We start from the raw sequence: 26482 nt of genomic DNA on the forward strand, positions 1-26482 counted from the left end.
TCTAGGCGGCTTCTTCTGCCTCTCCATCCGATTTTTCCTTCGCTTTGTTCAAAATGACAATTCCCACGATAACAAGGACGAGCGCAACAACCTTGATCAGGCTCAGGCTTTCCTGAAAAGCGAACACCCCGATCAAAGCAGTCAAAGCCGTTCCTACTCCTGACCAGGTTGCATAGGCCGTGGAGAGCGGAATCGTCTTGAGGGCAAAGCTCAGACACGTAAACGAGGCCAAAAAACCGATGGCCACACCGATGGAGGGCCAGAGAACCGTAAAGCCTTCCGATATTTTCAGCATCGTAGAGCCGAACGTCTCCAGCGCTATCGCCAAGCTTAAATAGATCACACCTGTCACAACCGATAACCTCCCACTTATTTCGCAAGATTCAGCAGGACAATGCCAATGATCAGGATGGCAATGCCTGCGATCGCTTGCTTGTTTACTTTTTCTCTAAACAGGTACACGCCCACAAGCACGGTCAGAATCGTCCCGACGCCGCTCCAGGTCGCATACGAAAGCCCCAGCGGAAGTGCTTTCAGCGCCAGGGACAATGCATAGAAGGCCGCTCCGTAACCGATCACCACGCCGACACTCGGCAAAAAGCGCGAAAAACCGTTGGACAGCTTTAACATGGTAGAAGCGAATACCTCCAGGACAATCGCTGCCCCCAGAAATACATAGGCCATGATTCTTTTCCCCTCTCATTTGTGTACGTGCAATTCCAGGCCAGCTCCGCTCAATCCGATTCTCCCTTGGTGAGCTGGATTAATCTCGCGATGACTTTCGCTTTCATCTCGTCATTTACAGGATTGAACTGGAACATGTCGTTATACCACAGTCCATCCGCGACGAGGTAGATGATATTGGCTAACACAGGGTCGATCTGGTCTTCTCCGGTCTTGGCGTAGAACTGCAAAAAACAGTCCTCCAAAGGACGGAGCAGCTCTCGGTTCTCCATCACTCCACTGAACAATGCCGAATACAGCTCATTATTTTTTGACTTGTCGTCGCCCGTCAGCTTCAAGTACGTCCGAGTCCATCTTCCGCGAGGGTCATCGTCTTCATCGTAAATGGCTTGGAATTGCTTTTCGACTTGTTCCTTGGCATAGATGACGATGGCTTCGATCAAGGCTTCTTTGGTTGAGAAGTGATACAAAAGGCCTCCCTTGCTTACCTGGGCCTCCTTGGCAACGGCATCCAAAGTGAGCTGGGCTGCTCCTTCGGAAAGAATGACGCGAGTCGCGGCCTCGATTATGTCAACGCGTTTAGATGAACGCATATGTCATGCCCCCCTGTTTTGTCCACATCATTAGTGTACCGTCTGGACGGTTTAGTTTTCAACGTTTTTTTATCTATTCCACCTATCACCCTATCAAGACTGACTGGCTCAAGTGTTGTTCGAGGTCGAGGACTCGCTCACGTGTTGCTTATGTCCCGGACTTGTTCCCGTGTTGCTCAGGGCCTGGGCTCGCTCAAGTGTTGTTCATGCCCTGGGCTCGTTCGCATGCTGCTCATCTCCCGCCGCAGCTTCGCAAGGCTTCCGTTGACAGCCCCCCTTCCCGTGAATAATGTCTGTCTTCGCTTTTGCCATTTTTAAAAATGAATGAACCAAATGGTTAATGGAAGAGGAGAGGAAATCATGCAGGGCTTGCAGCAGTGGCTTGGCAAGCGGGTGACAATCTCTTACCTTCCCGCAAAAGCGCTTTTTCTCAGCCTGCACGTCCTCGCCAATCCCGACCACCACACCTCCCGTATCGGCCGGGTGCGCGAAAGCAGCCGTGGTTTCAAGCTGCGATGAAAAGGCCGCAAATGAGCCGTATAGCCTTGCCTTTGCCTTTACTTTGCCCTCCGTTTTTTTCAGACAAAACAGCCACCAGAGTCGGTGGCTGTTTGCTTTGTTTTCTTTCATTTGCTCGGGCTTTTTTCTGGCATAGCAGCTACCGGAATTCCTTCCGAAACAAAACGCGATCCTGTCCCTTGCCGTCATGGCTCACAAATACGGGCACGCCATCCACCTCGCCGTTCCCTTTTTCTATCTAAAATCCCATGCGCTCCTGATGGAATGCGGCGATCCTCGCGGGGTGTGGGGAAGAAGCTTTCTCCCGATCCGCCCCGAGCTCTTGCAGGCAATCCGCAAGAAGCAGCTCTCGGTCTTTACCTGTCACTTGCCCATGGACACCAGCCGGCCCATCAGTACTGGCGGTGCGATCATGGAAGCGTTGGAAGCCCAAACTATGCAGCCTTTCTGGCGGGAAGGAAACGGGCATGTCGGCATGATTTGCCGGGTAAAAGAGACGGATACCCCGTGTTTAATCGATCGTTTAACATCGATTTTCGCCATCTCCTGCGTTGACTTTGAGGGAAACAGCGAGAGAAGATTCAGTGCATTGCCATCGTTCCCGGCTGCGGGGATGTGGTCGACCGAATGCGTGAAGCGGAAGCGCTGGGCGCCGATGAGAAATCTGATGTGAAGCTTATTTCTCAGACACGGTGGTGGCTGTAGAGACTGGGCGGTTTTCCACGGGAATGGACGGCGGATCGAATCGTATAATGCAGCCCATTTACGTAAGATACTTGTTTGGCGATGATCACGGTATGGCTCCTTCCTGACACAGGTTGCCACATATTACCACTGCGGACGAGAACAAAAAAAGATAGCTCATTTCTTAGCCAAGAAGCAGAGCTATCCTGCCTATGTTTTTGTATGTAAGGAAGCTTTCTTTCGATTGTGCGAATCACCCGCCTTGCCGTGTGCGTCCGACCGGCAGCCTCTCCTTGGGCGTGGCCGTTTTTTCCAGCGGAAACCGCTTTTTCTCGGTCCGCTCGATCTGGGTGATCTGCGATTCGTGCACGATGATGTTCAGCGTCCCGTACTCCAGCCCCTCAAGAGCTTGCAAAATCATCTCCAGACGGGTGTCAACGGATTTTCCATGTCCTTTGTTCGACATACGTTCCACTCCTGTTTATGCCCGATTTGATTTGCTTTCTCGATTGCATGGTCGCGGGTTATCCGGACCTGGCGCGATTAAAGAAATGAATAATCTGCATTATTCATATCATATAAGTCGGATTTAAAGGCCAAAAAAGTACTACAACACCTTTTCCATCATCGTACACGAGCGTCTGCAAAAGACAATCGGAAGCTTTTTGGCTTTCGCCTGGCTCTTTACGTGACAAGACAGATTGTGATTGACGAAATCCGTAAACACTACGATCATTTTCGTATCAGCGGGGATGTTCACTTTGTACTGGGAATGTTTGCGTCCCGTGACGTGATAAATTTGCCGGTAACCGCGTCCGTGGAGCACATCGGTGATATTGCCCAAGCGGTCTCCGCCAATGACCAAAACTGCTGACATCGCTTCTCCCTCCAGACCTTTTCCTTTTTTCAATACCGTACAATCCGTTCGTGATTTCTGTTCGCTTGCTGTTCTCGTGTATTCCTGATCGTCAAAAGACAAGCAGAGCCCCTTGGTTGCGGGGAAACCTCCAGTTGTCCAGTCGGTTTCGCAGTGTTCGCGCGTAATCCCAAGTATTTTTATAGGTTTTTACATCATTATAAAAAGTTCGTTGTTGCCTGTCAACGGCTGTTTGTGGTGTGAACTGTTTCCGCTGGTAATTAATTGCAATTCATCGTTGTTTCGTGCTTTTAAAAATGGTGGGTGTTCGCGCGATAGTGGAGGAGATGAAACAGGGAGAAAACACTTCAGGTTCGGTGGGACACTTGCTGGGGGGCTGTACTGGCCGGCCCCATTTCAAAAGCGGAAGCCGCGTCCAAAAGCAGTATTTTCAAAGATGCGATTCAGAGTTGGACGCTAAGGGCAGCTTCCGCTTTTGGAATGGAGCCTGGGCGGTGTCCCAAAGACCTTCGCTGTTTTCTCCCTGTTTCATCTCTACAGCTTTTCGTTTTTACCGGTATTTTTAGAAGGAGAATCAAGGAAGACGCAAAAAAGAAAGACCTTCTTATTGGGAAGGCCTTTCCTTGCTTCTTGTTTCTTTAGACTTTTATTCATCTGCTTGTGGAAACAAAGCTTCGTTCCGATATCGCAACGGGTCGGTCACGCCAATCGTTTTTGCTTTGTTTATCTAACTGAGACAAAACAGCATTCCTTAAAAAGCCCGTCCGTATTGCTTTGGAGGCACGAGTTCGCCGTTTAGCTGCTTGATCGCGTGCAGCGCCCAGTACGGGTCGCGGAGCATAGCGCGGCCGACGGCGACCAGATCGGCGTCACCGTTGCCCAGCGTCGCTGCGGCAAGATGGGGGTCGTCGAGGATGCCTACGGCGATGACCGGGACGTCAAGCGCTTCCTTGATCGCACGGGCCATCGGGACCTGGTAGCCGGGATGGATGCCGGGGCGGCCACCCGAACCGATCGGGCCTTCTCCGCCGCTGGTGATGTGGAAGATGTCCACGCCCGCCTCCCGGTAACGCCGGCAAAGCTCGGTGCTGTATTCCAATCCGTAGCCGCCGTCGATATACTCGACTGCCGATATCCGCATGATCAGCGGCATTTCCGGCGGCAGCACGCTTTTGACAGCCTGTATGACTTCGATGCCGAACAGCGCGGGGTCCTGGCCGTACTCGTCGCTCCGCTTGTTGGTAGCCGGGGAGTGGAACTGGTGGATCAAATAGCCGTGCGCCCCGTGCAGCTCGATGGTGTCTACGCCAGCTTCGACAGCCCGCCGCGCTGCATCGCGGAACAGCCCGACCATTTCCTTCACCTCGTCCGTGGTGAGGGCACGCGGCGTCTTGAACTGATCGCTAAATGCGATAGGCGACGGTGCGACAGGCACTTCCGCATCCTGCGCCTTGCGTCCAGCATGAGCGATCTGGATGCCGATCTTCGTTCCGTATTTCTGCACTTCGGAGATGATTCTTGCGAAGGCGGGAACTTGCTCGTCAGACCACAGGCCGAGATCGTAATCGGTAATCCGTCCGTCCGGGTCCACATCGGTCATTTCCATGATGATCAGTCCGGTACCGCCGACAGCCCGGGATACGTAGTGGACGAAATGCCAATCGTTCGGCGCGCCGTCCTTGGCCTCTACGGAATACTGGCACATCGGGGGCATGACGATACGGTTTTTGAGCGACAACCCTTTGTACTGAAATGGGGAATCCAGCTTGATCATAGCCATACTGTTAGCTCCAGCTCCTTCCTTTTCTTTCGGTACGTTTATCATCTCAAAAGCGCCCCCGATTGGCAAAGCTTCTTGACACTTTCGTTGCAGTTTTGACAGGAAGAGACACCCGATACAACTGGTGCGGCCTTCCGCCATTCTCTGATGGCCCGCCATTTTCCTCAATCAAGAAAAACAAAAGCCCACAAGCCGAAGCGTTCCGACTTGCGGGCAGTCCAGTGCTCCTCATTCATACAGATCTTCTGTAATGAGAACAACCTCGCCGAGGTGGCCTGGATTGTCAGGAGAGTCGCTTTTCATCTCAAGCAGATAAAAGCCGTCCACATATGTAAAGGAAGCGGAGACGGCGTCCTTTTTTGCCGGCACGCCTGCCGAATTGACCGTCAGCCCCAACGCTCCCATCACCTTCATGATATCATCCGGATATTTGTAAGGCGCTCCCTTCTCTATCGACAGCTTAATCCGCACGGCTTTCCCGTCCATAAATATGACGCTGATCGTCCCGATTCCAACCGTATAATCATTTTGTCTGTACGGCATCTGCTTTTCTGTGGACGTCAGTATCCTTTCGCCATTCTCGGATTGAATCGGTGTCCCCAGTACTGCGGAAACCTCTTCTTCCGTCTTGCCCGCAATTAATGTAATATCAAATAGTCCCGTTGCTGCATTTTCAATTTGACCAGGTTCGCTGCCGGCTGCGGCAGCCCCCGTGCCCTGCTCTGGATTGGCACCCGGCTTAGCAGTATCCGGTACGGGTGTTTCCTTTGCTTCCTGCTGTCCCTGGACGGATGCGGTCCTTTGATCAAACACATCCTGAGGCTGCGTCTTCTCTGTGGTACAGCCCGCTAGAATTGCGATAGCCACTATTAGGTATGCAATCTGTTTCATGACAACCCCCTTCCGCCTCCCCTTCATTATACGCCATCCGAGCTGAATTCACTATTTTCTGTAAATAAATATCATAGACAAACATAAAAAAAGCTTCCATTGAAGCTCTTCGAAGAAGCAGATTCTTCGTTGCAGGAAGCGAAAAAACCCCCTTGGGCAACCTGTATGGCCGCCTTTCGGGGGTCGTCAAAAACTTTTCCTATTTCCTTTATTCCGGCATGGAACCGATATAGTTGGACTGCGGGCGGATAATCCGGTTGTTGCTCGCCTGCTCCAGGACGTGAGCGCTCCAGCCTACCACACGGCTCACGGCGAAGGTCGGCGTGAACAGGAAGTCATCCAGGCCCACGGCACGCATCACTGCTGCGGCAAAAAACTCTACGTTGGTATGCAGCTTGCGGCCCGGTTTATATTCGTCCAAAAGCTTCAAGCCGACTTGTTCCACGTGGGTCGCCAGGTCAAACCACGGATCGTCGGCAGAGAGCTGGGAAGCTACCACGCGAAGCGCTGTCGCCCGTGGATCGATTGTCTTGTAAACGCGATGGCCAAAGCCCATCAAACGCTCGCCGTTTTCCAGCTTGGCGCGGAGCCAAGGCTCTGCGTTTTCCTTCGTGCCGATGGCTTCGATCATTTCCGTTACTTCAGAAGGAGCGCCGCCATGCAGCGGTCCTTTCAATGCGCCGATTGCCGCTGTGATCGAAGAGATCAGGTCTGATTGAGTCGAGGCGACGACTCGTCCGGAGAATGTCGATGCGTTCATGCCATGCTCCTGGGTGAGGATCAGGTAGGCATCCAGGGCCCGGACATGCGCCGGACTCGGCTCCTGACCTTTCAGCATATACAGGTAGTTGGCTGTATGATTCAGGTCCTGGCGGGGATTGAGCGGTTCGCGTCCAGCCAGGCGGGCAAAGCGGTGAGCGACGATTGTCGGCATTTTCGCGGTCAGAGAAATCACCTGATCGAGGCTTGGCGGCCATGCGTGATCGGGAGCAGCCAGCGCAGAGACGCCGGTCCTCAGCACACTCATCATATCGACATCCGCAGGTATCAGATCGAGAATGCCTTTTACATGTGCAGGCAGTTCCCGGTTGGCCTTCATTTTGTCTTGCAGCTCGGCAAGCTCCTGTGCGCTCGGCAGGTGCCCGTACCAGAGCAGGTGAGCGACTTCCTCAAAGGTGTGATGAATCGCCAGATCCCGCGCCCAGTGGCCGCGGTAAACCAGGAGTCCGTTTTGGCCATCCACTAAGCTTAAATTCGTTTCGGCTACGGCAATCCCGTCTAAACCGATTGCTAACGTATGTGTTGTCATGATCACCACTCCTTTTTTCTCCGTATCTTTCCCTTAAGTATATCGATTAAAAAACACAAAGGGAAATAGAAGAAATCAGGGGTTTTGATCACTTTCTGCAATCAATTGGCAGGCGTCGCCGGCTTTGTCCTTCGGCGCCCATACGTCATGAAGCGCCAGACGGTTTCCATCGGTCCTCGTTGGAAATATCTCATCCAGATCGAGCTTGCGACCAACTGAAAGGCAAAGATGCCGATAGCCAGGTACAACCACTGAATAAGCGGCATCGGCTGGATGTGGAAGCAATGAGTGATCGTCATCACGAGAAATGTCTGCCCGAGATAGTTGCTCAACGCCATTTGACCTGCGTATCCAAAAGGTCGCAGCACGCGCTGGATCCTTTCTTTCGTCAACAGAACAAACAGGCCCGCAATAAAAAACAAGGCAGTCGGCAGAGTTCCCAGATGGACCATCATTTCTCGGGCAGCGTCCATCGTTTCTCCCGGATGTACATAAGTCCAAATCATGGCGCATTCTACTGGAATGCTTAGCACCAGTGCGGTCAGACAGACGCTTTTCAAAAGCTTAACGTGCGTAGCCACAGCACTGATCAGGCCGCGCTTCCCTGCATACAAGCCCAGCAGGAACATCGCGAAAATGGCGAGAATGTCGCTGCCAATAGCGCTTGCCCAGGAGTTTATTTCCACGCCCGACAGCGTTTGCCAAAGCACAATCGCCTTTGCCGCCGTGTACAGAAGCCCTGTGCCTCCCGCCCAAGCCAGAATGGTTGATGTCTTTCTCCGATAAAACGGTATCAACAAAAATCCGATGACAGCATAAGCGGTCAGAATATCCCCAAACCAAATCACCATATGCACAATACCAATCAAAAGCAGGGCCAGCAGCCTCCGGGTAAAGCGCCAATACACTTTGTCCCTCCGCTGCTCAGCACGAGACATGAAAATAAAAAATCCCAGGCCGAACAGGAATGAAAAAATACTATAGAACTTGGTCTGAATCATTACATCGTACAGCAGTCTCAAAAGCGCATTAATCCCCGTCTCTTCCGGCATCGGCATCTCTTCCGTATAAATAAGAAAAGAGGGCATGTTTACGATCAAAATGCCAAACAGAGCAATCCCCCTGACGATGTCGATGGAAAAGATCCGATCTCTTTTAGCGATGGGTTCCGCCCCCATTGGTTTCAACCCCTTTGTTTAATCACACTAAACAAAAAGGAGTATACTAAAAGAAAAGAAAGCTGTTCCAGCGATATTCCTTACAGTTTGCTTACAGCTTTGTAATCTCTGTTCGTTTTTCTCTACCGGGGCACGCTAATGCACAGTCTCCATCGGTGAGTACAAGGCTTCCAAAATATCGACAAAGTGCTGTGCGGCCTCGCTCAAGCCTGTTTTCGGAACGAGCAGGTAGGAAGCCGCACTGGGAACAGTCAGCCCGGGAGTAGGCAGCTCGATAAAGCGGTTCTCAAACAGCTCCCGGCTGATCGCTGAGCGCGGCAAAAAGGAAACCCCGAGACCTTCTTCAATAAACCATTTGGTAATATCGACCTGGGAAACGGCCATGGTCCGAAGCGACAAGCCCCGCTGTCTGAGCAGCAAAAGCAGATCGTCCCAGTAGCCGGGGTGATTGTGGGTCAACAGTCGCTTCGTTTGCAGCTCCTGCTCCCAGTCAGGCAGCGGTGCCTCCATGTCTCCACCGTAATGCGGCACGGCAAATACGACCGGGTCTTCGTACAGTTTGTAGGCGGAAAGCTGCAGCTCACCCGGAATCATTCGCGTCAATCCGATATCAGCCTGTCCACTCTGAACGAATGGCCCAATCTCGACGGAATCAGCCAGCTTGATCGACAAGTCCACATCCGGATAAAGCTTGGTGTAGCGATGAATCAAATGGGACAACCGGGTTCGGGCAATGATCGGCGAGACAGCCAATTGAAGCTTCTCGCGGTAGCCCTGCCGCCACGCCATCAGATCTTCCAATCCGTGATGCCACTGCTCCAATAGTCCTCTTGCGTGCGGCAGGTAGCGCTTGCCTGCGGGCGTCAAGCGGACCCGCTTTCCGACGCGTTCAAACAGCTTCAACCCCAGTTCGGTCTCGAGAATGCGAATATGTTGGCTGACTGTTGGCTGCGCGATAAACAACGCCTCCGCGGTCTGATGGAAATTCTCTGTGGTTGCAGCCATCACAAACGTCTGCAAAACGCGAAAATCCAAAGGTCCCCCTCCTTTATCCTTGCAGGCTTGACCCTTGTATATATGATCGGGTCGTACCGGGTTCTCACCATTCTATTCTATATCGCAAAGAAAAACGTCCCCATGCTGCTGCCAATATTGCGAAGCACCTGCTACTTGCTTTAGGCTCGGCACTTCTTATTTTGCCATGCAGACAGGCGTACAGGAAGGGAAGACTCTTTTTTTGCGCAAGCCATCGCCACATTTGTCACAGGCAGTGTCCACCGACCGGAAATATCCGGGACTTTTGCCGTCTTGTCAGCCGTTCTCTTGTCTACCATTATCACGAAACACGACAGGAAATCCAGCCAACGGACAGGATACCCCCCCTTTTCTCCTGGTTCCATCTTCCTCTTTTTTAAACATATTACCAATTTTCGACATCTTTGCCCTCTTTATGTGGTACAATACGAAATCGGGGCGAGAAACGTCTTTTTTTGCCCCTACAGAGAGAAAATATTTGAGGAGGAAGAAAATGGAGACCACCACAAACGTGACCCCGCCTCGCAAAAGCTCGAAAAAGGCGCTGCTGATCGCCGGTGCAGTCGGGGTTGCGATTCTAGGCGGATTGGGTACTGCGTACGCCAAGCTGGACCTGTTCAAAAGTGCCAAAACGATTTATTTAGAGGCAGAGGCCAACAATGTCAAGCAACTGGCAGACGATGCCTCCCAGTCCTTTGGAGAATACGAAAAATATATGAAGCCTTACCTGGAGAAGCCTGTTCACTCCACGATGGAACTGAGCCAATTCAACATTGACGCAGATATTCCGGACCCGCAGGCTCAAAAGGTTTTGGACCTGTTGAAGAGCGCCAAGCTTGTCGTTGAAGCGAATGCGGATGAACAAAAGCGGCAGCAGTCCGGCAACTTTGAAATCCATCTCAAAGACAACAAGCTGATCAACATGGAGTATTTTGTCGACGATACGAAGATGGGCTTCCGTTTCCCTGACTTCTACCCCAAGTACGGCTATGTTGATTTGAAAGACCGCGATGTGATCAAGGAAAAGCTCGGCGAAGAGCTGCCGAAGCGCCTGGTTACCAACAAAGATATGTATGAAGCGATCAAATTCAGCCGCGAAGAGGTATCCAGCATTTTCGCTCCGTATGCGCTGATGTACGCTGAAAGCTTGAAAGACTCCCAGATCGCGATGAACAAAAACGCCTCTTTCTCCGAGGAAGGCTACAAGACAGACGCACGCGAAATCACTGTCACCTTCAACGCCGAGGAAGCGAAAGCGCTGTTTACGAAAATGGCCGAAAAGGCAAAAGCGGATGAAAAGCTGTTCGACCTGATCTACAACCGCTACCACAACGTATCAACACTGCTCATCGACAGCGGATACCCTGACGTACAGGAGCTTTCCAAGGATGAGTTCAAGAAGGAATACGAAAAAGCTTTCGACGATGCACTGAAGGATCTGAAAGATACAAAAAACTCCAAAGAACAGCTGAAAATGATCGTTCTCGTAGATGGAGACCATCAGATTCTTTCCCGCAAGCTGGTATTTGTCGAAGAGAACCAAAAAGAACAAAACATCTGGTCCAGCGTAGGCTTCAAAAACGGAGCAGATACGTACCAACGCTACTCCCTGTTCGTTGAGGATGGCGGCGAAAAAGGCGAAATGACCCTCAGCTACAAAGCAAACAAACAAGGCGACAAAACAACAGGAACGGTAGCTTTCCTGTTTGACGCCCAGCCGGACGTATTGCTCGACTTGACAACCAAATTCGAGACAACGAAGCAAGCCGACAAGGAAAACGGCACGTACGACTTCACGCTGAAAGCCAAGTCCGATTCTGATCCGGAGACGATCTCCCTGACCGGCCAAGTGACATCAGCCGTAACCAAAACAGAAAACGGACGCGATACTGACGGCACGTTCAAGGTGAACTTTGAACAATCCACTCCTGACATGCCAAAGAGCTTGAGCATGAACCTCAAGTTCAAGGAAGAATTCGGCAAGGCAATTACCATGCCGAGCTTGAGCGCTGACAATGCGGTCAACGTCGCGACTGTGACAGAAGAAGAAATGATGCAGATTCAGCAGGAAGTAGGCACTGCTGCCCAACAGTTTATGATGAAAAACATGGAGCTGTTCCAAGAGTTCATGCCTCCTATGCAATAAACCCGGGCTTTCGTTCGGATGATTCGACAAAAAACCTCTTTCTTTTGAAGAAAGAGGTTTTTTTGTCGATAAAAAAATGGCAAAACCTTGCAATGAATATAAAAAATTACTTTTCCTTTGAAGGAATACAGTTTCTCCAGACGAATAATTACCAATATTTAGAATTCTATCAAATGACAGGAGGAGAATGTGTGAAAAAACAAGCGAAATCGTTCATTCCCTTATCCCTCTCCGCAGCCTTATTGTTCAGCGTTGCTCCCGGCGGTGTCTACGCTTCCGAGGATCTGAGCAAACGGGAGCTGTCAAAGCTGAACAGCGTCACCAATGCAGTAGTGGAGCAGGGAGCAGCAACAGCCAAAATCTCTCCCCGCCTGAACACAACATCGCGGAAAGAGGTAAGCGTCATCGTCCAGCTGCAAGGAGAACCTGCCGCGAGCGAAGCGTCCTACAAACGCGGTTCGCGCTCTTCTGCCACGCGCTCGGCTGAATCGCGTGTCTCCCGCGAACAAACCTCCTTCTTGAAGGAAGCGCGCAAGAAAAATATCGATCTACATGTAGAACGCACTTTTTCACATGTCTTCAACGGGATGGAAATGACGCTGCCTGCCAACGAAATCGAGAGTCTGGCCAGCCTGCCGCAGGTAAAAGCGGTTTATGAAAACACGATCTACACCATCCCCGATGTCGAGCTTGACGCGATGAATGGCCGCGAATTCAAGTACGATATCGCTCCCCTCAAGCAGATTGGCGTCCTGGATATGTGGGATGCAGGTCTCACCGGAAAAGGGGTGAAGGTCGGTGTCATCGATACAGGTGTCGACTATCTGCATCCTGACCTGAAGGATGCCTACAAAGGCGGCTACGACTCCTACGACAATGACAAGGACCCGTATGAAGAGGCGCCCATCTCGCCCGATGACGATGCAAAAGGCGAAGGTGGCTACGAGGGCTCCTCGCACGGTACGCACGTCTCCGGGACGATTGTGGGCCGCGCCAAGAACAAAACGTCCGATGTGCAGGTAAAGGGGATCGCCTATGAGGCCGATCTCTACGTGTACCGGGTACTCGGACGAAAAGGCGGCAGCTCCGCACAGGTGATCGACGGTATCGAAAAAGCGGTGAGAGACGGCATGGACGTAATCAACCTGTCACTCGGGGCAGACATCGAAAAGAATGCCGACTCCCCCGACTCGATTGCGGTCAACAACGCGATGCGCGCAGGCGTCATCACTGTAGTCGCCAACGGCAATGCCGCCTCCGACGAGCCGGGCAGATTTTACTACACGGCTGGCTCCCCGGCAGGAGCGAAGCTGCCGATCTCTGTCGCGGCAGTGAATTCTCCAAGCGTTCTGTACGACGCTTCCGCCAGCTCATCTCTCGGCCAAGACTACCAATTCCACGTCATGGCCTGGCAGATCAGGGAAGACAATTTCAGCGAGCTGATCGGCACAAATCCGCTCCCTGTCGTGTACGCCAACCTGGGCTCGGTTCAAGATTTTGAGAAGGTAGACGTAGCTGGCAAGGTCGCTCTCGTGTCCCGCGGCACCCTCGCCTTCACTGACAAAATCATCAACGCGAAAAAGGCTGGCGCTGTAGCGGTAATCGTCTTTAATGGAAACGACAAAGACGGCGATGGACAGGCAGACCTCAATCTCCCGCCGGAAGATCGCGGCGGTTATGTGGACACCATACTGGGCGACCAGATGGATGCTATCCCTACCTTTGACATGAAGGGAACGGAAGGACGGGCTCTCGCCTTGCAGCTCCTGAACAATCCGTCCAGCCCTGTCACCCTTACCTTCTCCAGCGACTATCCGACCACCAGTGACAATGGAGACAAGGTAGCCAGCTTCAGCTCCCGCGGTCCCGTGCTTGGCGACAATTACTCGATCAAGCCGGATGTAGGCGCCCCAGGGGTTTCCATTCTGTCCGCTTATCCGGCATGGTCCAAGCTGATCGACGGTGCCAGCTACGAGAAGGCATACGCTCGCTCCAACGGAACCAGCATGGCGACCCCGCACGTTGCCGGCCTTGCTCTCCTGTTGAAGGAGGCCCATCCGGAATGGACTCCCTTTGACGTAAAAGCCGCTCTGTCCAATACGGCAAAGCCGCTGTATGAGGAAGAGGATGTTCTCTACGACGTTTACTCCCAGGGAGCAGGCCGCGTCGATGGATTTGCGGCGATGAAAACTCCTGCCCTGCTGCAGACAGTAGAGCAGCTCACCATCTTAAACGAAGATTTTGAAGCGGAGACGATCGAATACAACGGCTCCAACTACAGCTTCGGTCTGCTGAAAGCAGGCAGCAAGCCTGTTTCGCAAACGCTGCAAGTCAAGAACACGTCCGATAAAGAAGTGAGCTACAGAGCCGAGGTCAACATGCACAGCTCGGTAACCACCGATCCTTATCGTCCAAAGGATACACCGGACCCGAACAACATCGATGTCAAGCTGTCGACCAAGAATATCACCGTAGACGGCGGCGAGATTGAAACCTTTACCCTGACTGTAGAGCCGCAGGAGGATGCGGAGGAAGGCGTGTACGAAGGTGAAGTTGTCCTGCGCAGCTCCGATCGCAGCATTCCCAAGCTCCATCTTCCGTTCGTCATCCACGTGGGCGACAAGCCGGAGGATACCCACTTTGGCCTCGACAATATGAAGCTGTCCAGCGCCATCCTGTCTCCGGACGGTGACGGCGAAAACGATACGATCACTGTAGAAGCATTGCTCCAGGCTGAAGGCGTCAATGTGATCGAGCTGGAAGCCTGGAGCATGGATGACACGTACATCGGTACGATGGCTGCTCTGTTTAACGATTACAAACCATTTGCTCCCGGCCCGATCACCTTCTCCAACATCGACGGCACGTACGTGAACGGTTCTCTCATACCGAAGAAGCTGGATCCAGGCGTCTACAAGCTGCGCCTGGTGGCACAAGTAGTCGACCCTGATCTGCCGAGAGGCGAACAGGTCGTCGAAACGTATGAGATCTGGAAGTCGTTCAAGCTGGAAATCAACGAAACGGAAAAAGGCAAGCGGACAACGGAGAAGAACGACGATAGCCTGAAGCAAGCGGCTGAGGAATTTGAAGGCAATGTCGTCAATACTGACAAAGTAGGCGAGGCTGTTCTGGAACTGCCGGAAGACTCTGATGCAGTGACCTATGCCGTCACCGAAAGCTCCCATCCCGAGCTGATCGACAATGCGGGCGTACTGCTTGCACTGCCGGAAGAAGGCAATGAAACCGTCACACTCTGGGTTACGATTGCATCCAAAGACAACCCGGATCAAACTGAAAAAGTGAAAGTAAAAGTGAAGCTGGAAGCTGGAGAAGAATCGCGATAACACCGCAAGAAGGGCTGTCCCCGAAAAGTAGGAACCTACTGGACGGGGCAGCCCTTCTCTATTGTTTCATCCGTTTATTCCCTGCTGCCCATGGAGGGTTGGAGATCTTCACCCTCCACGATAATCGCCATCATTTCCCTCTACGCAAGTTTCCCCAAAGCAGTGAGAATCTCATCTTCAATCGCATATAAACGTGAGTCTGGTCCCCCTGCTGCGGGAGGATGGGAGGATTCCCAGGCGATCGTGCGGGCAAAAGCTTCTGCGCGTGAAACTTTTTCGGAAAAACCGAGCAGACGGCGAATCTTCCCCGTATCGATCTCGATGTGTTGGCTGGTCTCTATCCCCAGTTGCATGGAGGGGGGCAGCATGTCGGGAGCTGCCGTTACGATACTCCCCTGCCAGCCAACTTGTGCCGCGATGCCCATGATCCAGTCACGCAGCGAGTAGCTGTCCGACTCCCCGACGTTGAAGATTTCCCCCTTTGCCCGTTCGTCCTCCGCTGCCAAAACGATGGCTGCCGCCACATCCTCCACGTATCCGCGGGTCCAGCGCCAATCGTCCAGCCCCTCTTCCAGCAGGATGTACCGTCTGCCGTCCATCATCGGCTTCAGATACGGATACATGCGGTTTTGATAGTCTCCGGGGCCGTATACCATCGGCAGGCGGAGTACCGTTCCCGGCAGGCTGGGGCTGCTCATGACGACCCTTTCTACGAGCACCTTGTCGTAATCCTGTCTGTCGTCTCTCATGCCGCGGAACGGATACCGCTTCTCGCCCAGCGGCGACTCCTCCGTCAGCAGCCCGCGCTCGACAGGGCCTTCCTCGATCCGGTTCAATATCTGAAACGCCCTGTATACATCACAGCTGCTGATCGCTACGACACGATCGGCAATTCCGTCGAAAACAGTCATCATACTCGTCGCATCGGACTCGGTATAAGGAAACATGTCAATCACGACATCTGCCTGATACTCGGCAAACTGCTGGCGATAGCTTTGCAGCTGCGCTCGGTCCCCGATGATTCGTCTCACCTCATCAGGAAATCCACCATCTGCTCTCAACTCGCCGCGGTTGAACACCGCTACTTCGTGACCGGCCGAGACAAGCTGTCTGACCACATGCGGGCCGATAAAACGAGTCCCTCCCAACACCAGGACTTTCATCTCCCATCTCTCCCCCGCGCTACAGTTTTTCGATTACCTTATCGACAATTCCGTACGCTCTTGCTTCCTCTGCGGCCATGAAATAATCGCGGTCGGCATCCCGCTCCACTTTTTCAACCGGCTGTCCGGTCCGCTTTGCGATAATCTCAAACAGCAAGCGGCGATGGTTCAGGATCCGATCTGCCTGGATTTTGATGTCGCTTGCCTGTCCCTGGCTCCCGCCCCACGGCTGATGGATCATGATCTCCGCATTGGGCAGGGCGTAGCGTTTACCCGGAGCTCCTGCCAGCAGCAGGAAAGAACCCATCGAGGCGGCAGACCCGATGCAGATCGTAGAAACCGCAGGCTTAATGAATTGCATCGTATCGTAAATGGCCATCCCCGCCGTGATAGAGCCCCCCGGGGAATTGATGTACAGATGAATATCCTTTTCCGGGTCCTCCGCTGTCAGAAACAGCATTTGGGCGACTACCGCATTGGCTACTTGATCGTCGATTGCGCTGCCCAAAAAGATGATCCGGTCTTTTAACAGACGGGAGTAAATATCGTAAGAACGCTCTCCATAGCTGGTTTGCTCCACTACAACCGGTATCAGATTCATGTTCATGCCTCCTGTCTTCTTGTTTACTCATTTCCACACAACGAAGAGTTACGCGGCAGCTCTCCTGCCCAGCATAGCCTGAGGGGCTGCCTGTTTGCGCTCGGCCGCTTCAAAGCCGGACGACACGATGGTGACAGTAGCGGGATTCTCTTTGGGCCCGACTGTCCAACTGGTTACCGTCGCTTCCTGCTCCACCGTTCCACGGCTGCGCTCTCGCGTAGGAAAGGGAATGACCGAACGATCCTGCTGCCTGACATCACTTTCCCAAATGACTACTGCTTGCTTTTTCATTACCGGCATCATTTCTCTTCTCCTCCCTGGGCGATTTGGGGATAAACAGCCAGCACAACTTTATACGCTTCCTCTGTCTCGTCATGTGCTTGATATTTCTCGACAAGCTGGCTTACCAACTGCACGTACTCCTGCACAAAAGCGCTGCGCTGCTCCTTTGTTGCCAGCCGGATACTGGTATCGACCGTCGCACTCGGGACCTCCTCCTGCTGATCCGATCTCTCCAGGAGTGTAAGGGCATCCCGCTTAATCCGTTCGGCGGCCGTGATCAGATGGGACAGCGACCCTTGATCCTTGATCCGGTCGACGGTCTCTTTCGGCCAGTTAAGCGTCTCCGACAAAATGTAGGTCCGGGCGATAGCCTGGTACAGCACCTCTACCAGATTTCTCACCTGCCGCGTACCGACCCGACGTACCAAACCGACCTTTTCCAGCGCCTTGAGATGGTAATTGACCCGTTGGGGGATTTCGTTGATCCCGCGGGCCAGTTCGGCCGCGGAGGCAGGTTCGGTCAATCGGCCGAGGATTTCCGCCCGCAGCGGATTGAGCAGAGCCATGGCCTGATCCGGCGACTCGACGACATACGTTTCCAATACTTGTTGATCCATTATATACACCTCGGAAAACTTATTGTTCACGTAAAAATATTTTATTACGTGAATCTCCCTTTTGTCAAATGGTGGAAAGGCCTTTTTTTGCAATCCATGTATCAGCCAGTGATAAAGCTGCTCCAGATTTTGTGGGTTGCACCCACTCCCGGAACGGAGTTACAATATGGGGTACCAAGAACCGAGGTTCTTGCCAGCGCCAATCAAAAGGGGGGAAATCACCGATGGAAGATCTGATTCTTCTGTTTTCGCTGGATGATTTCTTCGCCTTGCTCGCCTTGTTCGCGGGCTGCTACACCTCTGTTTCCTACATACAGAACTGGTGTCGTCCGCAGAGATTGCCTAATGGCTGGCGTTCTAGCGATACTTACGAACCTTCTATCAATCGTTGCTTGGTCGAGACGTATCCGACGGCGGCAAGGCAGCCGCAGCGCAGACTGATTCTGCGACGCTTGCGGTATGCAGACAGCGACAACGACGGCTCGGCACTCCTGTTTCCGGCATGATCAGAAAATCTGTCGTAAATAAGGAGGTTGATCAGTATGATCGCCAAGTATATCGGAGAAGCTTTGTTGGCTGTAATTGCACTCCCGCTGTTTGCTTACCAGACAGCAGAAAGCTTGCACGCTCTCGCTGATGTGTTTGCTCAGATGACCGATTACTTTAAATGAACATATTATTGGAAATAGGCAACCAGCCTGGCCGCAGCATTACGGTCAGGCTGGTTTTTCTTCTTGTCCAAATCCCACGTTTTCCCATTCGCAAAATGAGGAATACGTCTTTACTTTACCTCGGCATTCGGATATAATGATTATATAATTTAAAAAGCACGAACTTTTAGGAGGAGCCTGTCACCAGTGGCTTTCTTTTGCCTTTTTTCGCAAAAGAGCCAGTGGTGGCAGGCTCTTTTTGCTTGTTTTCCATTTGCAAACAATTTAGAAAAAGGTGGGGATACTGTATGCTAATCTTCCAACTGGCTGTGATCCTGCTCGCCTCCAAAATTGCCGGAGAAGTGAGCTCCAAGCTCGGACAGCCTTCCGTCCTCGGGAAATTGCTGATTGGGATTATCCTGGGCCCTTCGGTGCTCGGCCTGATCTCAAATACGGAGATTCTGAAAGAGATCAGCCAAATCGGTGTCATCCTCCTGATGTTTATTGCCGGGTTGGAGACCGATATAGACGAATTTAAACGAAGCGGAAAATCCTCCATGAATGTCGGCGTCGTCGGCATCGTCGTTCCGCTCGCTCTCGGATACGCTGCCGGAATGGCCATGGGACTGCCCACACTGGAGTCTGTATTCCTGGGTCTGCTGCTTTCTGCCACCAGTGTGAGCATCTCCGTCCAGGCTTTGAAGGAGCTCGGCAAGCTGAAATCAAAAGAAGGCGCAACCATCCTGGGAGCCGCCGTCATTGACGACGTGCTGGTCATCATCGCACTCGCATTTGTCATGAGCTTTGCGGGCGGTGATGTCAATCTGGGAATGGTCGTACTCAAGAAAGTGGCCTTCTTCGCGGTCGTCATCCTGCTCTCCTGGAAAGTCGTTCCGTGGGTCTTGCGGAAATTTGCTCCGTTGAAAGTGACGGAAGCGGTCGTAACGGCCGCCCTCATTATCTGTTTCCTGTTCGCCTACCTGGCGGAATACACCGGAGTGGCCGCCATTATCGGCGCGTACATCGCCGGCATCGCCATCAGCCTGACCAATTATCGCCATGAAGTAACGGAAAAAGTGGAAACGATCAGTTATTCCATCTTCGTACCGGTCTTCTTCACCTCAATCGGGGTGTCGGCCCAATTCAACGGCATTGTCGATCATCTCTGGCTGATTGTCGGCCTTAGCATTTTGGCCGTCCTGACGAAGTTTATCGGCGGAGCACTCGGCGCAAAGGTGTCCGGATTCGGCTGGCGCAGCTCGTGGGGCATCGGGTCCGCGATGGTGTCTCGCGGTGAGGTCGCCTTGATCATTGCATCGATTGGACTTGAGGCGGGGCTTTTGGCTGACAGCATGTTTGCTGTATTGATCGTCGTCGTCCTTGTGACCACGATCGTGACCCCGCCGATGATGAAGATCTTCTTCTCTGAAAAAGAGACAGGGAAAGAGCAAATTGCCCTGAGAAAAGAAGCGTAGCTGCATGCAATGCATCTGCCAAGAACCAACTGGCTTCAGCATACAAAGAAACTCTCTGCCCGGGACGAACCGGCAGAGAGTTTTTTCATGGATGCCGCAGCTTTACTTAGTTTCGCAGTGCAAAGTGTGCTTTTTTAAGCGGGGAGAGTATTTTTTTAATTCAAGCCGCTCGGGGTGATTCCGCTTGTTCTTCGTCGTGATGTAGTTCCGGTCTCCTGACTTTGTGCATTGCAGCGTTACCTGTACGCGCATCTACGCTCCTCCTTTTTGGGCTGCATCCTTTGAAAGCCCATTGATGATTCGGCTGTTTCTCACAGCGCTGTTTCCACGACAGTATCTGCTGTCGGGAGCGGATCGGCAATCGCGCTCCAATCTCCGCGGTACTCATCCTCAGTCAGCAAGCACCGATCCAGCTTCTGCTCAATCTCTTCCCTGTTCATCTCCATGCCGATAAACACCAGCTCGGTTTGGCGATCTCCATGGTCGGCATCCCATGTTTTCGCCCACTCCGGATCTTCTGCCAGGATGGCCTCCCGCTCCGCTTCAGGCAGAGCTGCGGCCCAGTACCCGGCGGCGCCGATTTCAATCGAAGTTCCTGCCTGGCTCAGCGTCATGGCCAGGTCATTGCGCGTCGCGATCCAGAAAAAGCCCTTGGCCCGCACCACCTCTTCCGGCCAGTCCTCCAGCCAGCTCGCAAAGCGCTCCGGGTGAAACGGTCTTTTGCGTCGGTAGACAAAGGAAGAGATGCCGTACTCATCCGTTTCCGGCGTATGCTCTCCCTGCTCCAGCTCTTTGATCCAGCCGGCAGAACGGCTTGCTTTTTCAAAGTCAAACAAGCCGGTATTCAGGATATCCCTCGGGTGTATATGCCCCCGGCTGGTCCGGATCAGCTTGGCATCCGGCTGCAATTTGCGCAGGACCGCTTCCAGTTCATCCAGTTGTTCCGGCTCCACCAGATCGCACTTGTTTAGGATCAGCACATCACAAAACTCGATCTGGCTGATCAAAAGATCCACGACATCGCGGCGATCTTCCTCTGCAGCAGCCTGACCGCGCTCCAGCAGGCTTTCTCCGGAGGAAAAGTCGTGCCAAAAACGGTTGGCGTCTACGACCGTCACCATCGTGTCCAGCCGGCAAACGCGGGACAGGTCGATGCCCATTTCCTCGTCGACATACGTGAAGGTTTGGGCAATTGGCACCGGTTCGCCAATCCCGGTCGATTCGATCAGAATGTAGTCATACTTCCCTTCAGTGGCCAAACGCTCCACCTCTGTCAGCAAATCCTCCCGCAATGTGCAGCAGATGCAGCCATTGGACATCTCCACTACCTTTTCCTCGACCCGGGACAGCCCGCCTCCCTGGGCAATCAGCTCCCCGTCAATATTCACTTCGCTCAAATCATTCACGATGACCGCGACTCGCATCCCTTCCCGATTGTTCAACACGTGGTTGAGCAATGTTGTTTTGCCTGCTCCCAAATACCCGCTCAGTACTGTTACCGGAATCCGATTGTCACTCATGCCTATGTACAACTCCCTGTTTGTGGATTGTGATGCGCAACAAATAAATCGTAACAATTACGATTTAACAATCATCCTACACCCCGCAAACAAAAGTTGTCAAGATAAATCGTATTCATTACGATTTAACAACTGCCTGAATCTATTTGCTCCTCCTCTGCTGGAAACAAAAAAAGCTGTCCCCGTCTGCGATAGACAAGGGACAGCCCTTAACCGTCAGTATTCAATGAAAAAGTGCTCGACAGGAGCTGTTTCCTATCTTCGGCTTTCTTGCAAGCTCACATGTTTATTTTTTTGCGGACCGAACGCTCTGAACCGAAGTCCCGACTCCTTGGCCATCTAATGTTACCTTGTACTGTTTCGGGTTATTGAGCGCTGCTTGATCGATCAAAGGTACAAACTTGGTATACTTCCACGTCAGGGCGCTGTATACGCGGCCATTTTTGGTCGGAATGGTCACAAGGATGTCTTTTACTTTGTCCGAGTTGATATAGCCGATGTTCAGCTTCGGCAGGTATCCGGCATCCAGCTTGCCTACGGAAGCAAAGAAATGCTGGCCCCTTCTTCCTTCGCGAACGACGATGCGCAGATCATCGACCGGCAGGCCAAACGCAGCTCCCTCTTTGTGTCCGACCAGCATGACATGGTCTTTGATGCCGTCACCGTTCACATCGGCATACTTGGTGTCGAGTACAAATGTGATGTCTTTATCCAGAGAGATTCCCGTATTGAGGAACACATCAGGAGACGGAAAGTTGTCTGATTCCCCCGGGCTTACAGTCAGGCCGACAAGCTTCGGCTTCTGGTTTTCCAGCTTCCAAATGCTTGTAGCGTGAGCGATCTGGTCGTTTCCGTGCAGTCCCCACATTCTTTGACGCCCCACGTATTGAATCGACCCGTTCTCGGTCACATAGGGAACCAGCTCAGCCAGCTTGTCGGAAAATCCGTTAGTCGGCTGCGTCACTTTCCCCTGCTTGTTATAAATCCCTCTGCGCAGGTACTCGTCTTTGTTTTCCTTGATATCGATATAGGTCGTTGCTCTCGTCTTGTTGTCCACGACTTTGGCGCGGAATCCGTCAATGAACTGGATCGTGAACAAGATCGACTCCTCCGGCGCAATCCGTACGATCTGAACTGCTGTCTGCTGACTTGCTTGTGCCTGAACGGGTGCTCCCGTCCACGTAGAGGTCAATGTGACTGCTCCCCCCAAAACAACTGTACATAACGCTCGTTGCCATGCTTTCATTTCTTTCTTCCTCCCTTAGTACCCAGGCTTTCCTGCTCTTTTTCTCCTGTTATCATTAGCACAGGTCCAGAGTCATGCCTCTTTTCATGTATGTCCCATCCACTTATCCGCCATATTTCGCAATGGATGGGTTTCATTTCTCTGTAATCATAAACGGTATAACCTCCTAAATTGTTGCAGGCAGGTTTCTCCATGCCCATTCTTTTTTTAAGCGGGTCTGTTTTTTTTACCGGTTTGCAACAAATTCACCTCTCGGGCAAGCTACAATAGAGTGGGAATGAAATCATGCGTCTATTTGAGCACCAACAGAAAGGAACGAAAAGACAGATGAAAAAAATCTGGCTGTATTTGGCTGTCTTGTCTGTCGCGCTGACCGGCGGCGGCTGCGGCTTTACCGATACTCCCAACGAACTGATGCGTGCGCCTGCGGCCGACGTCAACCAGCAGTCGATCAATCAGGCGGTCATGCAGTTTCTCCCCCCCGGCTCACAGCTGACCGTGCCGTTGAACCCGGCAGAGTCTAGTGCTGTCGCCCTTCACGACTTGACAGGCAACGGCTCGCCTGAGGTGATCGCCTTTTACAAGACGGAAAAAACCGACTACGAGATCGGCGTCCTGGTCTTGTCACAGAGTGGCGGAAACTGGAAAAAGACTGCCTCTTTCACCGGGATCGGCCGGGAATTGGACTATGTCGATTACGTTGACATGACCGGCGACGGAATTCCCGAGATGCTGATCGGATGGGGCGGAGGAGACGGCCTGAACAAGGAGCTTTCCGTCTATTCCCTAAAAGAAAATCAGCCCGTGGAACTGCTGAAGCAGCCTTATTCGGTCATGGCGGTAGGAGATCTTGCCGGCAATCAGGAGCAAGAGCTGGCCCTCGTCGTTCACGACAACAACAATCTGGTATCCAAAGCAGAGGTGTACGGCCCAACGGACGGGAAACTGTCCAAATGGACGGAGATCCAACTGGACGGCAATGTAAACGGCTACGAGCAGGCAGTCATCGGCAAGGCGTCCCCGACAAAAAATGGCATTTTCATCGAAGCCGGCCTCGGAGCCCATTCCGCTATGACCGAGCTGTTGATCCTGGAAAATGGCCAATTGCTCCGTCCATTGGCTGGCACCCGGGAAGAAATGGAACTGACTTTTAAACCATACAGCCTATATAGTGAAGATATTAACGATGACGGGATTATAGAAATAGGAATTCATACACAGCCGCCAGGCACGGACGAAATGGCCATGGCGGAAATCCCCTGGATCTCTTCCTACTATCAGTGGGATGGCAAAAGCGGCCTAAAGCATATGGAGGATCATTTCCAAAGCACCAGGCTTGGCATCGATTTTCGCATCCCGGATAAATGGAAGGACAAGTTTACGGTTGAGCGAAATCCCGATTCCAATTCGACCGTGGCCCACATGGTCTACTACGGTCAGAACGGCGAGCAGAAAGCGACCCTCCTCACCTTCCAATCGATCCCTCAGCAGGAGTGGGCGAAAATGGAAAAATCCTCTGAGGGCAAGCAGACGCCGTATCTGGTATTGTCAGAACAGGGCAAGCAAGTGCTCGTGGCGATCCAGCCGCAAAAGCCTGACAATCTGAGCAGTGCCGCTTTGCGCGAATACAACGCCATGCTGCTGACCTCGGACGAAATCAGACAGTTGTTCCGACCGTTGAAAATGCAGCTCTAAGCTCGGCCGGTTCGGTTTTCTAAGGAGACGAGAACATGAAAGTACTGCTGTTAGAAGATGAAAAATCAATCCGCGATTTTGTCCGCATCAATCTCAAGCGCGAGGGATGCGACGTCATCGAGGCCGCCTCTGGCGAAGAGGCGTTGACCATTGCGGACAGCCAACCGAATATCGAGATCGCCATCCTGGACGTCATGCTGCCGGGAATCGACGGATTTGAAGTGTGCGGACAGCTCCGCCGCAAGTTTCCCCGCATGGGAATCATTATGCTGACGGCGAAGAGCCAGGAGCTGGACAAAGTGATGGGGCTGGAGTTTGGCGCAGATGACTACGTCGTCAAACCATTCAGCCCGGCAGAGCTGCTCGCCCGGGTAAAAGCCCTGCACCGCAGGCTTACTGCGCTCGAGGTGCAGGAGGAAGATTCCCGCATTATCGACATTCCTCCTTTCCAACTGCTTCTCGACGAGCGGAAGCTGATCAAGCACAAACAGGAAATCGATTTGACGCCGAAAGAATTTGCCATCATCAAGCTGCTTGCAGAGAACGCCAACAAAGCAATTAGCCGCGACGACATTTTGACCGAAGTGTGGGGACAGTTCTATATCGGCGATCTAAAGGTAGTGGACGTGAACATCCGTCGAATCCGGCAAAAAATCGAAGACGATCCGGCCCATCCCGCATACGTCGAGACGGTCTGGGGCTATGGTTATTTATGGCGAAAGGAAACCGCTGATGAGGGGAATTAGAGCGCGGCTCGTCATTCATTTTGGCCTGATCCTGCTGTTGATCGTCCTCGTCCTTGAGGGGCTGTTCTACTGGGCTGTGCATACCTACTATTTCGGCACGGCCACAGAGACTCTGGTGACGAGATCGACGACCTTCACCAACTTTATCAACAAGTACGCGGACAGCTACCACTTGAGAGACAAAGCCCGCTATATATTGGAAAACGTCTCAAAAGAAGAAACCGCCAAAGTGGAAGTCCTTGATCTGACTGGAAAAGTCATTCTCAACTCTTACGGCTTTCAGACGGCAGAGGTCATCGAAACGCCAGATGTGCTCAATGCCTTGCAAACCGGCATGGGGTTGTATGTCGGCAAGTCTCCGTACACGCGGGAGAGGGTGATCGCGGTATCCAATCCGCTTGTCTACATGGGAGAGCAGGTAGGTGTCCTGCGCTACTCGATTTCAGCCGAGCCGCTGTACGCTGCCGTATACCGGATTGCGATGTACGGTGCGGGAGTCGGGGTGATCGTGGTATTATTCGCCTTCACGTTGAGCCTGATCATCGCCAAGCGCATCGTCGGCCCGATTCAGGAGCTGACCCGGGCGGCTACACAGATGGCGACCGGAAATTTCTCCGCGCGGGCAAAAAAGCAATTTAATGACGAAGTCGGTACTTTAGCCGAGGCGTTTAACTACATGGCAGCGGAGATAAGCAAGAATGAACAGATGAAAAACAACTTTATCTCATCGGTTTCCCATGAACTGCGGACGCCGCTTACCTCGATCAAAGGCTGGGGCGAGACGTTGATTTCCGGAGGGCTGGAGGACAAGGAAGAGACGATGCTGGGGCTGCAGGTCATCTCCAAGGAGACGGACCGGTTGATTGGTCTGGTAGAAGAGCTGCTCGATTTCTCGAAGTTTCAGTCCGGTGAACTGAAATTATCGACGGAGCGCCTCGATCTGCGCGATATTGTAGAGGATGTGCGGATTCAATTCGGCCTTCGGGCACAGGACGAGGGCATTGACTTTTTCGTCCATATCCCGCCCTCTCCTGTTCCCGTGCAGGTGGACCCCAATCGGATGAAGCAGATCTTCGTAAACCTGCTGGACAATGCTTTCAAATTCACTTTACGCGGAGGCTCTATCCAGATTTCATGTCAGACGGATGAGACGCATGTAAAAGTGCTGGTCAGCGACACAGGGGAAGGCATCGCCCCGAAAGATTTGCCCCATATAACGGAAAGGTTTTTCAAGGGACAATCCAAGCGATCAGGCAGCGGTCTCGGTCTTGCCATTTGCAAAGAGATCGTTCACCTGCACGGCGGCCAATTTTCCGTGTCGAGCACCTTGGGCAAAGGAACGACGGTAACGGTCGAGCTGCCGCTGGCACAAAGCCTCACCCCTGAGGAGAAAAGCGTATAGCCGATATTTGGCCAACCAACAAACAAATTCAGCCAACAAAAAACG

The 26482-nt window shown here is 52.5% G+C and carries 27 protein-coding genes; 9 read left to right on the forward strand and 18 right to left on the reverse strand.

The window, feature by feature from the left end; all coding sequences use genetic code 11:
• Nucleotide 1: 1 nt before the first annotated feature.
• From V5G20_RS25320 to V5G20_RS25335, 4 genes are all read right to left on the reverse strand, one after another.
• Nucleotides 2–352: a DMT family transporter gene (locus tag V5G20_RS25320; protein WP_003389860.1), complete on the reverse strand. Its 351-nt coding sequence runs from the start codon at nucleotides 350–352 to the stop codon at nucleotides 2–4.
• Nucleotides 353–369: 17 nt separating this feature from the next.
• The gene (locus V5G20_RS25325) at nucleotides 370–684 is read right to left on the reverse strand and encodes a DMT family transporter (RefSeq protein ID WP_003389861.1); all 315 of its coding nucleotides are present in this window, start codon (nucleotides 682–684) and stop codon (nucleotides 370–372) included.
• A 50-nt stretch (nucleotides 685–734) separates the two neighbouring features.
• Nucleotides 735–1277: a TetR/AcrR family transcriptional regulator gene (locus V5G20_RS25330; protein WP_003389862.1), complete on the reverse strand. Its 543-nt coding sequence runs from the start codon at nucleotides 1275–1277 to the stop codon at nucleotides 735–737.
• Between the two features lie 204 nt (nucleotides 1278–1481).
• Entirely contained in the window at nucleotides 1482–1907 is a 426-nt protein-coding gene (locus V5G20_RS25335) for a hypothetical protein (protein WP_141334161.1), read from the reverse strand.
• Nucleotides 1908–1983: 76 nt separating this feature from the next.
• Between V5G20_RS25335 and V5G20_RS25340 the strand changes: the two genes are divergently transcribed.
• A complete protein-coding gene (locus V5G20_RS25340) occupies nucleotides 1984–2469 on the forward strand; it encodes a hypothetical protein (protein WP_122958070.1) in 486 nt (161 codons plus the stop codon).
• A 264-nt stretch (nucleotides 2470–2733) separates the two neighbouring features.
• Here V5G20_RS25340 and V5G20_RS25345 read toward each other — a convergent pair whose 3' ends face one another.
• From V5G20_RS25345 to V5G20_RS25375, 7 genes are all read right to left on the reverse strand, one after another.
• Nucleotides 2734–2946: a YezD family protein gene (locus V5G20_RS25345; RefSeq protein ID WP_024983341.1), complete on the reverse strand. Its 213-nt coding sequence runs from the start codon at nucleotides 2944–2946 to the stop codon at nucleotides 2734–2736.
• Between the two features lie 141 nt (nucleotides 2947–3087).
• Complete coding sequence (locus tag V5G20_RS25350) at nucleotides 3088–3357, reverse strand: DUF2325 domain-containing protein (protein WP_024983340.1); 270 nt, start codon at nucleotides 3355–3357, stop codon at nucleotides 3088–3090.
• Nucleotides 3358–4108: 751 nt separating this feature from the next.
• Nucleotides 4109–5131, reverse strand: coding sequence for an NADH:flavin oxidoreductase/NADH oxidase (locus V5G20_RS25355; protein WP_003389870.1), 1023 nt, complete (start codon nucleotides 5129–5131; stop codon nucleotides 4109–4111).
• A gap of 234 nt (nucleotides 5132–5365) precedes the next feature.
• A complete protein-coding gene (locus V5G20_RS25360) occupies nucleotides 5366–6028 on the reverse strand; it encodes a hypothetical protein (protein WP_251255483.1) in 663 nt (220 codons plus the stop codon).
• Between the two features lie 208 nt (nucleotides 6029–6236).
• Nucleotides 6237–7337, reverse strand: coding sequence for a citrate synthase/methylcitrate synthase (locus tag V5G20_RS25365; protein ID WP_338462685.1), 1101 nt, complete (start codon nucleotides 7335–7337; stop codon nucleotides 6237–6239).
• 101 nt (nucleotides 7338–7438) lie between these two features.
• Nucleotides 7439–8515 carry a DUF418 domain-containing protein gene (locus V5G20_RS25370; RefSeq protein WP_338462687.1) on the reverse strand — a complete coding sequence of 359 codons (1077 nt, stop codon included), beginning with the start codon at nucleotides 8513–8515 and terminating at the stop codon, nucleotides 7439–7441.
• 135 nt (nucleotides 8516–8650) lie between these two features.
• Nucleotides 8651–9550 (reverse strand): LysR family transcriptional regulator, encoded by a 900-nt coding sequence (locus V5G20_RS25375; RefSeq protein WP_024983336.1) that lies wholly within the window; start codon nucleotides 9548–9550, stop codon nucleotides 8651–8653.
• A gap of 493 nt (nucleotides 9551–10043) precedes the next feature.
• Here V5G20_RS25375 and V5G20_RS25380 point away from each other — a divergent pair, with 493 nt between their 5' ends.
• Both V5G20_RS25380 and V5G20_RS25385 read left to right on the forward strand, forming a co-directional pair.
• A complete protein-coding gene (locus V5G20_RS25380; protein WP_024983334.1) occupies nucleotides 10044–11696 on the forward strand; it encodes a DUF6583 family protein in 1653 nt (550 codons plus the stop codon).
• Between the two features lie 191 nt (nucleotides 11697–11887).
• Complete coding sequence (locus V5G20_RS25385) at nucleotides 11888–15040, forward strand: S8 family serine peptidase (protein ID WP_338462690.1); 3153 nt, start codon at nucleotides 11888–11890, stop codon at nucleotides 15038–15040.
• A gap of 140 nt (nucleotides 15041–15180) precedes the next feature.
• Here the strand turns inward: V5G20_RS25385 and V5G20_RS25390 are convergent, their stop codons facing one another.
• From V5G20_RS25390 to V5G20_RS25405, 4 genes are read right to left on the reverse strand one after another with little or no spacing between them, the layout of a single operon-like run.
• Nucleotides 15181–16203, reverse strand: coding sequence for an NAD-dependent epimerase/dehydratase family protein (locus V5G20_RS25390; RefSeq protein ID WP_338462692.1), 1023 nt, complete (start codon nucleotides 16201–16203; stop codon nucleotides 15181–15183).
• A 19-nt stretch (nucleotides 16204–16222) separates the two neighbouring features.
• On the reverse strand, nucleotides 16223–16804 hold the full coding sequence (gene clpP / locus V5G20_RS25395; protein WP_031932600.1) for an ATP-dependent Clp endopeptidase proteolytic subunit ClpP: 582 nt from the start codon (nucleotides 16802–16804) through the stop codon (nucleotides 16223–16225).
• A gap of 48 nt (nucleotides 16805–16852) precedes the next feature.
• Complete coding sequence (locus tag V5G20_RS25400; protein ID WP_311067834.1) at nucleotides 16853–17107, reverse strand: hypothetical protein; 255 nt, start codon at nucleotides 17105–17107, stop codon at nucleotides 16853–16855.
• Nucleotides 17104–17703 (reverse strand): winged helix-turn-helix domain-containing protein, encoded by a 600-nt coding sequence (locus V5G20_RS25405; RefSeq protein WP_035990024.1) that lies wholly within the window; start codon nucleotides 17701–17703, stop codon nucleotides 17104–17106. Before V5G20_RS25405 ends, V5G20_RS25400 begins: the two co-directional genes overlap by 4 nt.
• Before the next feature lie 224 nt (nucleotides 17704–17927).
• Here V5G20_RS25405 and V5G20_RS25410 point away from each other — a divergent pair, with 224 nt between their 5' ends.
• The 3 genes from V5G20_RS25410 (at nucleotide 17928) to V5G20_RS25420 (ending at nucleotide 19828) form a co-directional block, all read left to right on the forward strand.
• On the forward strand, nucleotides 17928–18209 hold the full coding sequence (locus tag V5G20_RS25410) for a hypothetical protein (protein WP_003389884.1): 282 nt from the start codon (nucleotides 17928–17930) through the stop codon (nucleotides 18207–18209).
• Between the two features lie 36 nt (nucleotides 18210–18245).
• The gene (locus V5G20_RS25415; RefSeq protein ID WP_003389885.1) at nucleotides 18246–18374 is read left to right on the forward strand and encodes a hypothetical protein; all 129 of its coding nucleotides are present in this window, start codon (nucleotides 18246–18248) and stop codon (nucleotides 18372–18374) included.
• Nucleotides 18375–18661: 287 nt separating this feature from the next.
• Complete coding sequence (locus V5G20_RS25420; protein ID WP_003389886.1) at nucleotides 18662–19828, forward strand: cation:proton antiporter; 1167 nt, start codon at nucleotides 18662–18664, stop codon at nucleotides 19826–19828.
• Between the two features lie 102 nt (nucleotides 19829–19930).
• Here the strand turns inward: V5G20_RS25420 and rpmG are convergent, their stop codons facing one another.
• The 3 genes from rpmG to V5G20_RS25435 all read right to left on the reverse strand — a co-directional run bounded on the left by rpmG (nucleotide 19931) and on the right by V5G20_RS25435 (nucleotide 22594).
• Entirely contained in the window at nucleotides 19931–20080 is a 150-nt protein-coding gene (gene rpmG, locus V5G20_RS25425) for a 50S ribosomal protein L33 (RefSeq protein WP_039070397.1), read from the reverse strand.
• 59 nt (nucleotides 20081–20139) lie between these two features.
• Nucleotides 20140–21348, reverse strand: a complete 1209-nt coding sequence (locus V5G20_RS25430) for a GTP-binding protein (RefSeq protein ID WP_338462700.1) — start codon at nucleotides 21346–21348, stop codon at nucleotides 20140–20142.
• A 286-nt stretch (nucleotides 21349–21634) separates the two neighbouring features.
• On the reverse strand, nucleotides 21635–22594 hold the full coding sequence (locus V5G20_RS25435; RefSeq protein ID WP_024983327.1) for a hypothetical protein: 960 nt from the start codon (nucleotides 22592–22594) through the stop codon (nucleotides 21635–21637).
• 327 nt (nucleotides 22595–22921) lie between these two features.
• On the opposite strand from V5G20_RS25435, the gene V5G20_RS25440 reads away from it, so the two are divergent.
• Genes V5G20_RS25440 through V5G20_RS25450 form a run of 3 tightly spaced genes read left to right on the forward strand, consistent with a single transcriptional unit; the run spans nucleotide 22922 to nucleotide 26437 of the window.
• Complete coding sequence (locus tag V5G20_RS25440) at nucleotides 22922–24289, forward strand: hypothetical protein (protein WP_031932602.1); 1368 nt, start codon at nucleotides 22922–22924, stop codon at nucleotides 24287–24289.
• Nucleotides 24290–24324: 35 nt separating this feature from the next.
• Entirely contained in the window at nucleotides 24325–25035 is a 711-nt protein-coding gene (locus tag V5G20_RS25445; protein WP_003389892.1) for a response regulator transcription factor, read from the forward strand.
• The gene (locus V5G20_RS25450; RefSeq protein WP_338462705.1) at nucleotides 25022–26437 is read left to right on the forward strand and encodes a HAMP domain-containing sensor histidine kinase; all 1416 of its coding nucleotides are present in this window, start codon (nucleotides 25022–25024) and stop codon (nucleotides 26435–26437) included. Before V5G20_RS25445 ends, V5G20_RS25450 begins: the two co-directional genes overlap by 14 nt.
• The last annotated feature ends 45 nt before the right edge of the window (nucleotides 26438–26482 follow it).

This window comes from Brevibacillus borstelensis (assembly GCF_036700025.1).
Lineage (GTDB): Bacteria > Bacillota > Bacilli > Brevibacillales > Brevibacillaceae > Brevibacillus > Brevibacillus borstelensis.

Excerpts from the sequence above, each read along its gene's own strand:
- clpP (WP_031932600.1), bottom strand. The coding sequence starts at position 16,804 with ATGAATCTGATACCGGTTGTAGTGGAGCAAACCAGCTATGGAGAGCGT.
- V5G20_RS25445 (WP_003389892.1), top strand. The coding sequence starts at position 24,325 with ATGAAAGTACTGCTGTTAGAAGATGAAAAATCAATCCGCGATTTTGTC.
- rpmG (WP_039070397.1), bottom strand. The coding sequence starts at position 20,080 with ATGCGCGTACAGGTAACGCTGCAATGCACAAAGTCAGGAGACCGGAAC.
- V5G20_RS25380 (WP_024983334.1), top strand. The coding sequence starts at position 10,044 with ATGGAGACCACCACAAACGTGACCCCGCCTCGCAAAAGCTCGAAAAAG.
- V5G20_RS25405 (WP_035990024.1), bottom strand. The coding sequence starts at position 17,703 with ATGGATCAACAAGTATTGGAAACGTATGTCGTCGAGTCGCCGGATCAG.
- V5G20_RS25325 (WP_003389861.1), bottom strand. The coding sequence starts at position 684 with ATGGCCTATGTATTTCTGGGGGCAGCGATTGTCCTGGAGGTATTCGCT.
- V5G20_RS25335 (WP_141334161.1), bottom strand. The coding sequence starts at position 1,907 with ATGAAAGAAAACAAAGCAAACAGCCACCGACTCTGGTGGCTGTTTTGT.
- V5G20_RS25410 (WP_003389884.1), top strand. The coding sequence starts at position 17,928 with ATGGAAGATCTGATTCTTCTGTTTTCGCTGGATGATTTCTTCGCCTTG.
- V5G20_RS25400 (WP_311067834.1), bottom strand. The coding sequence starts at position 17,107 with ATGATGCCGGTAATGAAAAAGCAAGCAGTAGTCATTTGGGAAAGTGAT.
- V5G20_RS25330 (WP_003389862.1), bottom strand. The coding sequence starts at position 1,277 with ATGCGTTCATCTAAACGCGTTGACATAATCGAGGCCGCGACTCGCGTC.
- V5G20_RS25365 (WP_338462685.1), bottom strand. The coding sequence starts at position 7,337 with ATGACAACACATACGTTAGCAATCGGTTTAGACGGGATTGCCGTAGCC.
- V5G20_RS25415 (WP_003389885.1), top strand. The coding sequence starts at position 18,246 with ATGATCGCCAAGTATATCGGAGAAGCTTTGTTGGCTGTAATTGCACTC.
- V5G20_RS25350 (WP_024983340.1), bottom strand. The coding sequence starts at position 3,357 with ATGTCAGCAGTTTTGGTCATTGGCGGAGACCGCTTGGGCAATATCACC.
- V5G20_RS25355 (WP_003389870.1), bottom strand. The coding sequence starts at position 5,131 with ATGATCAAGCTGGATTCCCCATTTCAGTACAAAGGGTTGTCGCTCAAA.
- V5G20_RS25450 (WP_338462705.1), top strand. The coding sequence starts at position 25,022 with ATGAGGGGAATTAGAGCGCGGCTCGTCATTCATTTTGGCCTGATCCTG.
- V5G20_RS25390 (WP_338462692.1), bottom strand. The coding sequence starts at position 16,203 with ATGAAAGTCCTGGTGTTGGGAGGGACTCGTTTTATCGGCCCGCATGTG.
- V5G20_RS25370 (WP_338462687.1), bottom strand. The coding sequence starts at position 8,515 with ATGGGGGCGGAACCCATCGCTAAAAGAGATCGGATCTTTTCCATCGAC.
- V5G20_RS25435 (WP_024983327.1), bottom strand. The coding sequence starts at position 22,594 with ATGAAAGCATGGCAACGAGCGTTATGTACAGTTGTTTTGGGGGGAGCA.
- V5G20_RS25360 (WP_251255483.1), bottom strand. The coding sequence starts at position 6,028 with ATGAAACAGATTGCATACCTAATAGTGGCTATCGCAATTCTAGCGGGC.
- V5G20_RS25440 (WP_031932602.1), top strand. The coding sequence starts at position 22,922 with ATGAAAAAAATCTGGCTGTATTTGGCTGTCTTGTCTGTCGCGCTGACC.
- V5G20_RS25340 (WP_122958070.1), top strand. The coding sequence starts at position 1,984 with ATGGCTCACAAATACGGGCACGCCATCCACCTCGCCGTTCCCTTTTTC.
- V5G20_RS25430 (WP_338462700.1), bottom strand. The coding sequence starts at position 21,348 with ATGAGTGACAATCGGATTCCGGTAACAGTACTGAGCGGGTATTTGGGA.
- V5G20_RS25420 (WP_003389886.1), top strand. The coding sequence starts at position 18,662 with ATGCTAATCTTCCAACTGGCTGTGATCCTGCTCGCCTCCAAAATTGCC.
- V5G20_RS25345 (WP_024983341.1), bottom strand. The coding sequence starts at position 2,946 with ATGTCGAACAAAGGACATGGAAAATCCGTTGACACCCGTCTGGAGATG.